We start from the raw sequence: 13,229 nt of genomic DNA, 5'->3' as shown, positions 1-13,229 counted from the left end.
GCTTACCGGTGGCAGGTGTAGCAGTGGGTCAGGTCGCCTTCGGCGATGCGTTGCTTGCGCATCAGCGCCTCACCGAGGGCGCGCCGGTCACCGGCGTAGTGCCAGCTCATGTCGGTCACTGCGGCGCGCGGTCGTAGCCGCGGCGCCGGGTCCTGATGACAGTCCAAGCACCAGCTCATGCTGAACGGCTCGGCCTTGCGCATCAGCGGCATGCTGTCGACCTGCCCATGGCATTCGGCGCAGCCGACGCCGGCGTTCACGTGCACACCGTGGTGGAAGAACACGTAGTCCGGCAGCTCGTTGACCCGGTTCCAGTGCAGCGGCTCGCCCTGCGCGAGGCTCTGGCGCACCGGCGCGAGCATCTCGGCGCCGGTCCACAACTGCGAATGACAGCTCATGCAGGTGTGCGTCGGTGGCAGGCCGGCCACGGCGCTCGTCTCGACATTGTCGTGGCAGTAGCGGCAATCGATCTGTAGCGCGCCGGCGTGGTGTTCGTGGCTGAAGGGCACAGGCTGATCCACCGTCAGCCCCACGCCGGTGACATAGGACGAACGCGACAGTATGACGAACGCGACGAAACCCCCTACCTGCCCCAGGAACAGCAGGAGCAGGACCAGGCGCAGCCACATGTCGGCAGAACGCGGGAAGAGCTGGGCCATCAGACGAACGGGATCCGGGTCGTTTGGTTTTTGTATCCGTCTGTTTCTGGCCCGTGCGCACGGCATGAGTTCAACGCCACGGCCAAATCCATACAATCGGCGGGGAACGTTTCCGGAGGCCGGTCAGTCAGCTATGGACAACAGCTAGCCTCGACCGCCGCACCCACGGCGGAACGAGCGCCGACAGGACCCGCCGGACCGTGCCGGCACCAGGCCAGGGAACGCCGGCCCGCCCCACCACCGCGACAAGACGGAGGCCTGATGAGCGACTGCACGATCCATTACGACGGCAAAGCCCTGGTCGGTAAGGCCGAGACCCCGCTGATCGACTTTCTCGCCAAGCATGGCATCGACCTGCCGCACGTCTGCTACCACCGGGCGCTCGGCTCACCGCAGACCTGCGACGTGTGCTGGGTCCAGGTCGACGGCGAACTGGTGCGCGGCTGCACGCTCAAGGCACGCGACGGCCTGCAGGTGACCAGCGAGATCGCCGAGGCGAAGGCCGCACGCGAGGAAGGCATGGACCGGCTAGTGGCCAAGCACGAGCTGTACTGCACGCTGTGCGAGCACAACACGGGCGACTGCACGCTGCACAACACCTACGCGCAGATCAATCCTCCGATCCAGCGCTACGAATTCAAGCGCAAGCCGTACGAGAAGGACCACTCCAACCCCTTCTACACCTACGATCCGGACCAATGCATCCTCTGCGGGCGCTGCGTCGAGGCCTGCCAGAACGTCGAGGTCAACGAGACCTTGTCGATCGATTTCACCATGGAGCACCCGCGGGTGCTGTGGGACGGCGGCAAGCCGATCGACCAGTCGAGCTGCGTCAGCTGCGGCCACTGCGTCACCGTATGCCCGTGCAACGCGCTGCTGGAAAAGACCATGCAGCCGGACGCCGGCCCCTTCACCGCGCTGCCGCAGGACGTCAAGCGGCCGATGATCAACATGGTCAAGACGCTCGAGGAGACCATCGGCGCGCGGCCGATCACCGCCCTCTCGAAGATGGACATGCACTGGCGCCAGCCGGAAATCAAGCGCACCAAGACGGTGTGCACCTACTGTGGCGTGGGCTGCTCGTTCGAGATGTGGACACGCGACCGGCACATCCTCAAGGTGCAGCCGGTGGTCGACGCCCCGGCCAACGGCATTTCTACCTGCATCAAGGGCAAGTTCGCCTGGGACTTCGTCAACGACCCGAAACGCCTGACCACGCCGCTGATCCGCGAGAACGGCCAGTTCCGCGAAGCGAGCTGGGATGAGGCGCTGGACCTGGTCGCCCATCGCCTGCTGCAGATCCGCGACACCCACGGGCCGGACGCCATCGGCTTCATCGGCTCGAGCAAGGCGAGCAACGAAGAGGCCTATCTGACACAGAAGATCGCCCGCGCGATTATCGGCACCCACAGCGTCGACAACTCGTCGCGCTACTGCCAGAACCCGGCGACCAAGGGCCTGTTCCGCACCGTCGGCTACGGCGGTGACTCGGGCACCATCGCTGACATGGAAAAGGCCGACCTGATCGTCATCGTCGGCAGCAATCTGTCCGAGAACCACCCGGTAATCGCCTCCAAACTGAAGGCGCAGAAGAAGCATCGTGGCCAGAAGCTAGTGGTGTTCGACCCACGCCGCCACGAGATGGCCGAGCGTGCCGACCTGCACCTGCGGCCCAACTCGAGTACCGACCTGGTCTGGGCCTCGGCGCTGTCGCGCTACATGTTCGACCACGGCTATGCAGACGAGGAATTTCTCCGCGCGCGGGTCAATCAGGTCGAGGAATACCGTAAGTCGCTCGAGCCCTTCACCATGGACTTCGCTGCCGAGGTCACCGGCATCGCCAAGGACAAGTTGATCGAGGCCGCCGAGCTGATCGGCCAGGCCGAATCGGTCTGCCTGCTCTGGGCTATGGGCATCACCCAGCACAGTCACGGCTCGGACACCAGCACGGCACTGTCGAACCTGCTCCTGGTCACCGGCAACTACGGCCGCCCCGGCACCGGCGGCTACCCGATGCGCGGCCACAACAACGTGCAGGGTGCCAGCGACTTCGGCTGCCTGAAGAACATGTACCCCGGCTACGAGAAGGTCACCGAGGAGAAAAACCGCGACAAGTGGGCCGCGGCCTGGGGCGTGCCAAAGGATCGCCTGCCGCTGGAGAAAGGCAACGACAACTTCACCATGGTGCAGAAGGCCGACGAAGGCGAGGTGAAGGCGATGTACATCATCGGCGAGGAAACCGCCTTCTCCGACGCCGACAGCAAGAACGTCCACAGCGGCTTCGAACACCTCGAATTCATGGTGGTGCAGGACATCTTCATGAGCCGCACCGCCGAGTTCGCCGACGTGGTGCTGCCGGCCTGCCCCTCGGTGGAGAAGGACGGCACCTTCACCAACACCGAGCGGCGCATCCAGCGCTTCTACCAGGTGCTGCCGCCGCTGGGCAACAGCCGGCCGGACTGGCAGATTTTCACTGACCTGGCCAAGCGCATGGGTCATGACTGGGGCTACACCCATCCGAGCCAGATCATGGACGAGGCGGCCGGCATCGCCACAATGTTCCAGGGCATCAGCTACGAGCGGCTCGAAGGCTGGCAATCGCTGTTCTGGCCCATGCAGAGCGACGGCAGCACCACACCGCTGCTCTACACCGAGCGCTTCCACACCGACGACGGCAAGGCCGTGCTGTTCCCGCTGGAATGGAAGCAGCCGGCCGAAGCCGCCGACGACGAGTACGACATCATGCTCGACAACGGCCGCATGCTCGAGCAGTTCCAGGCCACCAATCAGACCGGGCGCGGCCCACGCATCTGGTCGCAAGCGCCGAACTGGTTCGTCGAGGTCAGCCCGGAACTGGCCGCCGAGCGCGGCATCGAGGACGGCACCTGGCTGAAGATCAGCTCCCGCCGCGGCTCGGTGGAGGTGCGTGCCACCGTGACCGAGCGAGTCGCCGGCAAGACGCTGTTCATGCCCATCCACCAAGGCAAGCCTGGCCTCAACCTGCTGACCGGCGAGCACCACGATCCCGACGTGAACACGCCGGCCTACAAGGAAACCGCGGTGAAGCTGGAAGTGCTGGCCGAAAAAGGCGAACCGCCATTGCCGTCCAACAGCTTCCGCCACGCCAAGCGCACCCCCAACGAAGGTGTGCCCGTCGAGGTGAAGTGGTACCGCGACGACTACGTCGCCCCGCCCGCCCAAGCCCCGCATCCGGAGAGATTCTGATGGCCCAGCGAATCAACTACGACGTCAAGCCGACGCCGATCGGCCCCAGCGCGCGCGAGGAACTCGATACCCTGCTCGAAACCCTGCACCAACGTGGCGTGCTGCGCTTTGCCAACGACCTGGCGGGCTCGCATGACCGCGTGCTCAAGGTACTGGTCGATGGGATGAGTAAGGAAGGCTCGCTCAATGCCGTGCAGAACCTGTCGATCCTCGGCATGGCGCTGTCGCGCATCGAGCCCGCGCAATTCTGCAAAGTGGTGTTTGCCTTCCAAGAGGCCTTCCATGCCGTCGGGCATTACAAACCCGACGGCAAGCACGACGAGGCGCCAGGCGTTACCGGCGCCTACAAGATGCTCCACGACGATGAACTGTGGGCGGCGCTGACGCCCATCATCGAGGGGCTCAAGAGCTTCGCGGGCGGTCTGGACAAGGACGCGGAAAAACCGATCACCAGGTTCAGTGGCAAGCAGACCGAGCAATGAGGCGAAGTGGCTATGGCCGTTACCGGTCGTTACCGCTCGAACACAAGCGAGCAGCCGGTGCTTGGTGAACTCCGGCTGCTCGTTGCAAGTATGGCTGGCATTGGTACCGATCGCGGGCTCGCATCGGTCAGGGGCTGGTACAGCGATACCAGCCACGGTAACCGACGTGCAGGCCCTGCTCCAGCTCGAACAGCATGTCGGCCTCACGCTGTTCGGCCGGCCTTGAATCGCCCCCTTCGCCCGCTGGCTCGATCCTGACCGACATACCGTCACCACTCAGTGTGAAACCACCGACTTCAGCCTCATGCCCCGCAAGCTTTACCAATCGGCCATGGATCTTCACTACCCCCTGGCCGGCGTTATCGCCAGTCACCTGAAAAACCGCCACGGGCTTGCTTTCCGCTGTGTAGGCGAAAGCACACCGCGGGCCTACACCCAGCACTTTCTCGATTTCGGCAGCGTCCAGCGTCTGCGGATCGATGGTTGGGATGTCGGGCGTGCCCACCGCTTCACGCGCACCGACCATCTTCGGTGACGGGTCGCTCATCAGCGGCTTTTCAACACCCTCTCCAGGCGCGGGATCGCCACAGGCGGCCAGCGACAGAACCGCGAGAGGCGCAAGCAATTTACAAGCGAGCGAACCCTGGCCGCTCCGGTGCAGATGAAGACGCATCAGTCGACCCTCTCAAGTTCGTTGATCAGATACTTCATTTCCGATATTTCACGACGCTGAGCCGCAATGATCTCATCGGCCAGTTTGCGAACCCGCGGGTCGGTAATTTGCGCGCGCTCGCTGGTCATGATCGCAATCGAGTGATGGGGGATCATGGCTTTCATATATTCGGCATCACCAACGGTAGCCTGGCTACGGACCAACCAGAGCGTCAGGGCAAATACAACGACGCTGCCGATATATATAGCGATATTGATCCGCTTTTTCTGATACATGCTCAGCATGAAACTCAGCATGATGACGGCCATGACAGCACCCATCAACAGCGCCATCCAGGCGCGGGTCTCGCTCCAAAATACATGTTCGAATGCGTAAGTATTCAAATACATCAAGCCGAACATGACGACTGTAGAAGTTGCGATCATGGCGGCGAAGCGCCAATAAGACATCTGCATCATCGTTTTCCTTTCAGTTCCCGTGCGTACCTGATTGCTGACCTAGCGCGGCATATTCGCTGGCAGACATGCCAGGCAGCTGTTTCACGAAAGCGGCGATATTCCAGAGCTCTCCATCGTCATGCGTTTCGCCGAAAGCCGGCATCGCCGACATACGCACGCCATGCTTGATCAGCCAGAACACCTCGTTCGGCTGCCAATGTGCTGCCTCCTCGACGAGATGCGGTGGTTGCGGTAAAAGGCCTCGAGCCCACTCGGCGCGTTCCACGCCTGGGCCTGCATGGCAGTGCTGGCACATCGCCTTGTAATGCTCTGCACCGGCCGCGATCTGCTGCTCGGAGAGTTCCGGCACGTCCAGGCCCTCCGCTCTGGCTGCCACTGAGTTCTCCATGGTGGTGGTCAATACCCAGCGAACAAAGGGTGAGTGATCTTGAGAAGCGGCAACGTTGTATGCACCGGTATATGCAACTAGCAATACCAGCGACAAAACAAGCAAAGCGGCCAATACAAGCCCAACCACTAAGCCTTTTAGCAAGGAACTCTGAGTTTTTTGCATAAGTGATTATGCCTCTAGGTTAATCAGCGGCGCCTGAGGCATAGACAAAACAACACGGCGCATAGTTGCCAACAAATAGTTACCTTACAAAAAAGTAATCTAGGCAGGCGAGGCAAAACGCTATTGGTCAGCTCTAACCGATCTTCTAGTTAGTCGACTATCTATATTCTTGAATTATGTGCAGACTGATCGCTGCAGGGGCTGTATTGTCTGATCGAGCGAGAGCCGGTGGCGCCTTTGGCCGTACGCTATAACCGGTGAGACCGCGATCTTTCAGAGCCAAGACGGACGGACTGGATCATGCGCGTGCTATTGACGAGAGACGCACCATTCATCGAACTGGAGCACTGCTCAAACCGACTTTGTGGGGCACAGGCTGTCCGCAGACAGCGGCAGCGGCATCGATAGAGCGCTCGGTAGCTGAGTTGGATCTTGTTGGTTGCCGCGGCCAGCCACTTCGAGCGCAACGATGGTTGTACGCTGGCCCTGCTGGCCATACGCCGCCGACGCGAGCACTGACGATAAAAGATCTGCCGCAAGAATTACGCAAGGGCCAAACAGCGGACACAAAAAAAGCTGCCCTAGGGCAGCTTTTCTTGTCTCATCACGTCCATAGGAAGTGAACTGAGTAATATGGCGCAGCGGACGGGACTCGAACCCGCGACCCCCGGCGTGACAGGCCGGTATTCTAACCGACTGAACTACCGCTGCGCGTCGGCCGGACTTTCGTCCGAAATCTCACAAAGGTTGGTGGCTGATGACGGGATCGAACCGCCGACCCCCTGCGTGTGATGCAGGTGCTCTCCCAGCTGAGCTAATCAGCCGATCGCCTTGCGAGGCGCGCAATTTACTCACCCCCCTAAGCTAAGTCAACAGCAGCATTGAATTTTTTTTACCCAAGCGTGGTCAACTGAGACTGCCGCATCGCTTTGTAACTTTGTTCGGGCACCATCCGCTCACCCGGATTGTCTGAAATTTCGGCTGCGGTATCGTCAAAAGTGATCTAGAAATGCTGTAACGCCTGACAACAGCCCCGCGCCCAGGGAACCTACAACAAGAGCGCCACGGAGTATTTCGCTTGCCATTGCCGGGAAAACTGCGCAATTACCGTCAACACGTCCCACTGCTTGCCAGCATCGTGCTCCTTTGTATCTACGCCGTTTACTTGGCCACCCGGCTCGAGCAGTGGCTGGATCTGAGCCGTGCGCCAGCGCCGGCAGATATCTATGAGCAGAACGTCGGCGGCGCGAGCGGACCAGACATGCAGCGGCTGGAGATCCTGTTCGGCTCGGCCGCGCCCTCCGACGCCTATGCGCCCTCGGCAGCCGCCAGCGGTTTCACCCTACGTGGCAGCTTCGTGCACATCGAGCCAGAGCGATCGAGCGCCATCGTCCAGGTCGATGGGCAGCCACCGAAGCTGTACTGGCAGGGACAGGACCTGCAGGATGGCGTGAGCCTGCATAAGGTCTATCCCAACCATGTGGAATTGCTGCGCAACGGCACCGTAGAGGTGCTGCATTTTCCCGAAACTCGATCGCCAGCCTACGTTCCGAATGAGCCGACCTATCCGGAAGAAACAGCCAATGGCGAACTCGCGACGGACGAGTCGCAGCTGATGCAGCAACAGATGGACGCCCTGCGCCAGCAGCTGGAAGAAGCCGTCATCCAGCCTGACGCCGCACCCTCCAACGACCAGCCCATGGAAGACGATTGACCGATGCCGAAGCCTTTCTCGCGCTCACTGCTTGCCCTGCTAGCCACCGGCCTGCTGGCCGCCCCGCTGCCCTTGATCGCAGCCGAACCGGGTATCGAACCGAGTCCGAATCAGCAAGACGGCTGGACCATCAACCTCAAGGACGCCGACATCCGCGCGTTCATTGATCAGATCAGCCAGCTCAGCGGCCAGACGTTCATCGTCGATCCGCGGGTGAAGGGCCAGGTCAGCGTGGTATCCAATGCGACCCTGTCGCTGAGCGAGGTCTATCAGCTGTTCCTTTCGGTAATGGCGACGCATGGATTCAGCGTACTGACTCAAGGTGATGTCGCGCGGGTCATACCGAACGCCGAAGCCAAGGCGGAAGCCGGAGGTGGGCCGACCGGCGGCGACCAGTTGGAGACCCGGGTAATCCAGGTGCAACACACCTCCGCCGCCGAGCTGATACCCCTGATCCGCCCACTGGTTCCGCAGTACGGCCATCTCGCAGCCGTTTCATCGGCCAACGCGCTGATCATCAGCGACCGCAGCGCCAATATCGCGCGCATACAGGATCTGGTGGACCAGCTCGACCAGGCCGAAAGCAACGACTACAGCGTGCTCAACCTGCGCCATGGCTGGGCGGTCGATATTGCCGAGGTCCTACGTAACGCGATGATCCGCGGCGAAGCCAAAAGTGCACCGGGCGTGCAGATCATTGCCGATTCGCGCACCAATCGACTGATCTTCATCGGCCCACGCGAGGCACGGGGCAAACTCGCCGCACTGGCTCAGTCACTCGACACGCCAGCCACCCGTTCGGCCAATACTCGCGTCATCCGCTTGCGCCACAACGATGCGAAATCCCTTGCCGAAACACTTGGCGACATCTCCGAAGGCCTGCAGAACCCGGACACTGGCGAGGCTGGCAGCGGTACTGGGCGGTCGCAGAACATCCTGATTCGTGCCGATGAAAGCCTGAATGCGCTGGTGCTGCTGGCCGATCCCGAGCTGATCGGTACGCTGGAAAGCATCGTCAGGCAGCTGGACGTTCCGCGCGCGCAAGTCATGGTCGAGGCGGCCATCGTCGAAGTCTCGGGCGACATCACCGATGCGCTCGGCGTGCAGTGGGCCATCGACGCCCGCGGCAGTACTGGCGGCGCCGGCGGCGTAAGCTTCGGCAACACCGGCATTTCGGTCGGAAGCGTACTGAATGCGATCAATGAGAACGAAATCCCCAGCGAGCTGCCAGACGGCGCGATCATTGGCGTCGGTACGCGCAGTTTTGGTGCCCTGATCACCGCACTGTCCTCCAACAGCAAGAGCAATCTGCTGTCGACACCCAGCCTGCTGACCCTCGACAACCAGGAAGCGGAGATCCTGGTCGGCCAGAATGTGCCATTCCAGACCGGCTCCTACACCACCGACTCGGCGGGAGCGAACAACCCGTTCACCACCATCGAGCGCCAGGACATCGGTGTGACGCTCAAGGTCACACCGCACATCAACGAGGGGGCCACCCTGCGCCTGCAGATCGAGCAGGAAATATCGTCTATCGCCCCAAGTGCCAGTTTGACGGCACAGGCCGTCGACCTGGTGACCAACAAGCGCTCGATCAAGAGCACCATCCTCGCCGAGGATGGCCAGGTTATCGTCCTCGGGGGCCTGATCCAGGACGACGTGACGCGGACCAACGCCAAGGTACCGCTGCTCGGCGATATCCCCCTGCTCGGCGCGTTATTCCGTTCCACACAGGAGACTCACGTCAAACGCAACCTGATGGTCTTCCTGCGGCCGACGGTGATACGCGATCGCGCCGGGCTCGCCGCGCTGTCCGGGAAGAAGTACAGCGATATCCGGGTGATCGAGACCGATTCGGCCAGTCCGACCATCCTTCCGGCCAATCCTACGCAGCTGTTCGATGGCCGAGGCGAGCCCGCACCGGCCATCGATCTACGTCAGTAACCGACGGCGCCTGGCGGCGTTGCGTGTTCAGCAGGGGATGAGGCAACCAACCCCACAGCGGCAGTCGAACGGTGCCGCTATGGGATGGTGCGGTGGCTCAGAGTGCGGCCAACCCGCGGGCCAGGTCGGCCTTGAGATCGTCCACGTCTTCCAGACCCACCGCAACGCGTATCAGGCTGTCGCTGATGCCCGCGGTCGCGCGATCCTCGGCCGACAGCCGACCATGGGTGGTCGAGCCGGGATGGGTGATGGTGGTCTTGCTGTCGCCCAGGTTGGCAGTGATCGAGATCAGCCGGGTGGCATCGATGAAACGCCAGGCGCCCGCCTTGCCTCCGGTCACTTCGAAACTCAGCACCGCGCCGAAGCCCTTCTGCTGACGCTTGGCCAGCTCATGCTGGGGATGGCTTGGTAACCCAGCGTAGTACACGCGCTCCACACCCGGCTGCTGCTCCAGCCACTCGGCAAGCGTCTGAGCACTGGCGCAATGGGCCTGCATGCGCAGGCGCAATGTTTCCAGGCCCTTGAGAAACACCCAGGCATTGAACGGACTGAGCGTCGGCCCGGCCGTGCGCAGAAAGCCGACCACTTCCTTCATCTGCTCGCTGCGCCCGGCTACCACGCCGCCCAGGCAGCGACCCTGCCCGTCGATGTACTTGGTCGCCGAATGAATGACGATATCCGCGCCCAGCGCCAACGGCTGCTGCAGCACCGGCGTGCAGAAGCAATTGTCCACTGCCAACATGGCGCCCTTGTCATGGCAGAGTTGCGCCAACGCAGCGATATCCACCAGCTCCGCCAACGGGTTGGACGGCGATTCGACGAACACCAGCCTGGTGTTCTCCTTGAAGGCCGATTCCCATGCAGCGAAATCGGTGAGCGGCACGTAATCGACCTGCACACCGAAGCGCTTGAAGTACTTCTCGAACAGCGAGACGGTGGCGCCGAACACGCTGCGCGAAACCAGTACATGGTCACCAGCCGAACATAGGCTCATCACGGTGGCGAGGATCGCTGCCATTCCGGAAGCGGTGGCGACGGCCTGCTCGGCACCCTCCAGCGCGGCGATACGCTCCTCGAATGCCCGCACGGTCGGATTGGTGTAGCGCGAGTAGACGTTGCCCGGCACATCGCCGGCGAAGCGAGCAGCCGCGTCGGCGGCGCTGCGGAACACGTAACTGGAGGTGAAGAACAACGGCTCACCATGCTCGGCCTCCGGCGTGCGGCGCTGGCCGGCGCGCACTGCGAGAGTATCGAGTCCGACCCCTTCGAGATCGCTATCGAGCCGTCCGGCTTCCCATTCAATGGTCATAGTCTTGCCTCAGCCGGCGCAGCTTTGCCGCGTCCGGCATGGATCAGTTGTTGTACAGATCGATGATCGCGCTGACCGCATTGGTCTTGGCCTTGCTCAGATCGTTGCGTGCCTGCTCGATCTTCTGCAGGTAGACCTCGTCGATATCGCCAGTGATGTAGTTGCCGTCGAACACCGCGCAATCGAAGTTCTCGATCTTGACCTTGCCGCCGCCTACCGCATCGATCAGGTCCTCCAGATCCTGGTAGACCAGCCAGTCGGCACCGATCAGTTCGGCCACTTCCTCGGTGGTGCGGTTGTGCGCGATCAGCTCGTGGGCACTGGGCATGTCGATGCCGTATACGTTGGGGTAGCGCACCGCCGGCGCCGCCGAGCAGAAGTAGACATTCTTCGCCCCGGCTTCGCGGGCCATCTGGATGATCTGCTTGCAGGTGGTCCCACGCACGATGGAATCGTCCACCAGCATGACGTTCTTGCCGCGGAACTCCAGATCGATGGCATTGAGCTTCTGGCGCACCGACTTCTTGCGTGCAGCCTGGCCGGGCATGATGAAAGTACGGCCGATGTAGCGGTTCTTGACGAATCCTTCGCGGAACTTCACGCCGAGCCGGTTGGCCAGCTCCAGCGCCGCGGTGCGGCTGGTATCCGGGATCGGTATGACCACGTCGATATCGTGGTCCGGACGCTCGCGCAGAATCTTGTCGGCCAGCTTCTCGCCCATGCGCAGACGCGCCTTGTACACCGAAACGCCGTCCATCAGGGAGTCGGAGCGCGCCAGATAGACGTACTCGAAGATGCATGGCGCGAGCTTCGGCGCGTCCGCGCACTGGCGGGTGAACAGCTTGCCGTCAGTGGTGATGTACACCGCCTCACCCGGCGCCAGGTCGCGAATCAGGGTGAAGCCGAGCACATCGAGTGACACGCTTTCCGAAGCGATCATGTACTCGACGCCTTCGTCGGTGTGGCGCTGGCCGAAGACGATCGGGCGAATTGCATTCGGGTCGCGGAACCCGACGATGCCATAACCGGTCACCATCGCCACCACGGCGTAACCACCGCGGCAACGCTCGTGGACCTTGCTGACGGCGGCGAAGACGTCTTCTTCGGTCGGCTGCAGCTTGCCGCGCACGGCCAGTTCGTGGGCGAACACGTTGAGCAGCACCTCGGAATCTGAGCTAGTGTTCACGTGGCGCAGATCCGACTCGTAGATCTCCTTGGTCAGCTGGTCGACATTGGTCAGGTTGCCGTTGTGCGCCAGGGTGATGCCGTACGGCGAGTTCACATAGAACGGCTGGGCTTCGGCCGAACTGGAGCTGCCGGCTGTGGGGTAACGGATATGGCCGATGCCCATGTTGCCAACCAGGCGCTGCATGTGGCGCTGCTGGAATACGTCGCGCACCAGGCCGTTGTCCTTGCGCAGAAACAGGCGACCGTCGTGGCTGGTCACGATACCGGCTGCATCCTGGCCGCGGTGCTGCAGTACGGTAAGCGCGTCATATAGCGCCTGATTGACGTTCGACTTACCGACGATGCCGACAATGCCACACATGCAAGGAACCCCTCAGTTATTACAAGCTGGCCGAATGCGCAGGCAGACCGAGCATCCGGGAAAAATACTCAACCGGCCGGGTTGAGCGAACCGGCGACCCACTGGCCGCTGAACCCGAGAATCAGGTTCTTCGACCAATCGGCGATCAGTAGAAAATGCGGCAGCAATGCCGATTCGCGCCACCAGGCATCCTGCTGGACCGGTGCCAGGCTGAGCAGCCCTGCAAGCACCACCACCAACAGACCACCTCGCGCAGCGCCAAACACCATTCCGAGAAAACGATCGGTCCCTGACAGCCCCGTCACCCTGATCAGCTCGCCGATCAGGAAATTCACCAGCGCGCCCACCAGCAGGGTCGCCACGAACAACAGGGCACACGCTGCGATAACCTGCACCGAGGGCGTGCTGATGTACTCGGCCAGATGGTGAGACAAGGCACCGCCGAACATCCAGGCGATCACGCCGGCAACGATCCAGGTGACCAGCGATAGCGCTTCCTTGACGAAACCACGCTTGAGACTGATCAGACTGGAAACAGCGATGACGGCAATGATGGTCCAATCGACCCAGGTGAATGCCACGATGTCTTCTACAAAGGGGGAAAGGCCGCGCATTTTAGCAGAGCGTAGGCGCCACGGGTACGCACTGGTTGCGTCAACGCTG

General features: G+C 62.0%; 11 protein-coding genes and 2 tRNA genes. 4 read left to right on the top strand and 9 right to left on the bottom strand.

The genetic code is table 11. The features are described 5' to 3' along the window. Positions 1–2: 2 nt before the first annotated feature. Positions 3–659, bottom strand: coding sequence for a cytochrome c3 family protein (locus OUY36_RS09365; RefSeq protein ID WP_267937735.1), 657 nt, complete (start codon positions 657–659; stop codon positions 3–5). A gap of 261 nt (positions 660–920) precedes the next feature. On the opposite strand from OUY36_RS09365, the gene fdhF reads away from it, so the two are divergent. Together fdhF and OUY36_RS09355 are read left to right on the top strand one after the other, a co-directional pair. Next, entirely contained in the window at positions 921–3,884 is a 2,964-nt protein-coding gene (gene fdhF / locus OUY36_RS09360; RefSeq protein ID WP_267937733.1) for a formate dehydrogenase subunit alpha, read from the top strand. Next, positions 3,884–4,366: a DUF1641 domain-containing protein gene (locus tag OUY36_RS09355; RefSeq protein WP_267937731.1), complete on the top strand. Its 483-nt coding sequence runs from the start codon at positions 3,884–3,886 to the stop codon at positions 4,364–4,366. Before fdhF ends, OUY36_RS09355 begins: the two co-directional genes overlap by 1 nt. Positions 4,367–4,493: 127 nt before the next feature. Here the strand turns inward: OUY36_RS09355 and OUY36_RS09350 are convergent, their stop codons facing one another. The 5 genes from OUY36_RS09350 to OUY36_RS09330 form a co-directional block, all read right to left on the bottom strand. Continuing rightward, entirely contained in the window at positions 4,494–5,039 is a 546-nt protein-coding gene (locus tag OUY36_RS09350; protein ID WP_155736442.1) for a hypothetical protein, read from the bottom strand. Further along, entirely contained in the window at positions 5,039–5,494 is a 456-nt protein-coding gene (locus tag OUY36_RS09345) for a DUF305 domain-containing protein (RefSeq protein ID WP_110777390.1), read from the bottom strand. Before OUY36_RS09345 ends, OUY36_RS09350 begins: the two co-directional genes overlap by 1 nt. Positions 5,495–5,507: 13 nt before the next feature. Then, positions 5,508–6,050 (bottom strand): c-type cytochrome, encoded by a 543-nt coding sequence (locus OUY36_RS09340; protein WP_267937728.1) that lies wholly within the window; start codon positions 6,048–6,050, stop codon positions 5,508–5,510. A gap of 634 nt (positions 6,051–6,684) precedes the next feature. Continuing rightward, a tRNA-Asp gene (locus OUY36_RS09335) sits at positions 6,685–6,761 on the bottom strand. A 37-nt stretch (positions 6,762–6,798) separates the two neighbouring features. Then, positions 6,799–6,874: transfer RNA gene (locus tag OUY36_RS09330), tRNA-Val, on the bottom strand. A gap of 254 nt (positions 6,875–7,128) precedes the next feature. Between OUY36_RS09330 and OUY36_RS09325 the strand changes: the two genes are divergently transcribed. Together OUY36_RS09325 and gspD are read left to right on the top strand one after the other, a co-directional pair. Continuing rightward, positions 7,129–7,764, top strand: coding sequence for a type II secretion system protein N (locus OUY36_RS09325; protein WP_267937727.1), 636 nt, complete (start codon positions 7,129–7,131; stop codon positions 7,762–7,764). Positions 7,765–7,767: 3 nt separating this feature from the next. Next, positions 7,768–9,708 (top strand): type II secretion system secretin GspD, encoded by a 1,941-nt coding sequence (gspD, locus tag OUY36_RS09320; protein WP_102841361.1) that lies wholly within the window; start codon positions 7,768–7,770, stop codon positions 9,706–9,708. 97 nt (positions 9,709–9,805) lie between these two features. Here the strand turns inward: gspD and OUY36_RS09315 are convergent, their stop codons facing one another. The 3 genes from OUY36_RS09315 to OUY36_RS09305 form a co-directional block, all read right to left on the bottom strand. Further along, the gene (locus OUY36_RS09315; protein WP_267937726.1) at positions 9,806–11,017 is read right to left on the bottom strand and encodes an O-succinylhomoserine sulfhydrylase; all 1,212 of its coding nucleotides are present in this window, start codon (positions 11,015–11,017) and stop codon (positions 9,806–9,808) included. 43 nt (positions 11,018–11,060) lie between these two features. Next, positions 11,061–12,566: an amidophosphoribosyltransferase gene (gene purF, locus OUY36_RS09310; RefSeq protein ID WP_063543519.1), complete on the bottom strand. Its 1,506-nt coding sequence runs from the start codon at positions 12,564–12,566 to the stop codon at positions 11,061–11,063. 68 nt (positions 12,567–12,634) lie between these two features. Beyond that, positions 12,635–13,180, bottom strand: a complete 546-nt coding sequence (locus OUY36_RS09305; protein ID WP_267937724.1) for a CvpA family protein — start codon at positions 13,178–13,180, stop codon at positions 12,635–12,637. Positions 13,181–13,229 lie beyond the last annotated feature (49 nt).

Source organism: Stutzerimonas sp. R40042, assembly GCF_026642215.1.
In the GTDB taxonomy this organism is placed as follows: domain Bacteria; phylum Pseudomonadota; class Gammaproteobacteria; order Pseudomonadales; family Pseudomonadaceae; genus Stutzerimonas; species Stutzerimonas frequens.
This window is presented reverse-complemented; position numbering and strand designations above follow the sequence as displayed.

What these genes read in the sequence shown, in the direction of transcription:
- OUY36_RS09365 (WP_267937735.1), bottom strand. Translation starts at nt 659, where the DNA reads ATGGCCCAGCTCTTCCCGCGTTCTGCCGACATGTGGCTGCGCCTGGTC.
- fdhF (WP_267937733.1), top strand. Translation starts at nt 921, where the DNA reads ATGAGCGACTGCACGATCCATTACGACGGCAAAGCCCTGGTCGGTAAG.
- OUY36_RS09355 (WP_267937731.1), top strand. Translation starts at nt 3,884, where the DNA reads ATGGCCCAGCGAATCAACTACGACGTCAAGCCGACGCCGATCGGCCCC.
- OUY36_RS09350 (WP_155736442.1), bottom strand. Translation starts at nt 5,039, where the DNA reads ATGCGTCTTCATCTGCACCGGAGCGGCCAGGGTTCGCTCGCTTGTAAA.
- OUY36_RS09345 (WP_110777390.1), bottom strand. Translation starts at nt 5,494, where the DNA reads ATGCAGATGTCTTATTGGCGCTTCGCCGCCATGATCGCAACTTCTACA.
- OUY36_RS09340 (WP_267937728.1), bottom strand. Translation starts at nt 6,050, where the DNA reads ATGCAAAAAACTCAGAGTTCCTTGCTAAAAGGCTTAGTGGTTGGGCTT.
- gspD (WP_102841361.1), top strand. Translation starts at nt 7,768, where the DNA reads ATGCCGAAGCCTTTCTCGCGCTCACTGCTTGCCCTGCTAGCCACCGGC.
- OUY36_RS09315 (WP_267937726.1), bottom strand. Translation starts at nt 11,017, where the DNA reads ATGACCATTGAATGGGAAGCCGGACGGCTCGATAGCGATCTCGAAGGG.
- purF (WP_063543519.1), bottom strand. Translation starts at nt 12,566, where the DNA reads ATGTGTGGCATTGTCGGCATCGTCGGTAAGTCGAACGTCAATCAGGCG.
- OUY36_RS09305 (WP_267937724.1), bottom strand. Translation starts at nt 13,180, where the DNA reads ATGCGCGGCCTTTCCCCCTTTGTAGAAGACATCGTGGCATTCACCTGG.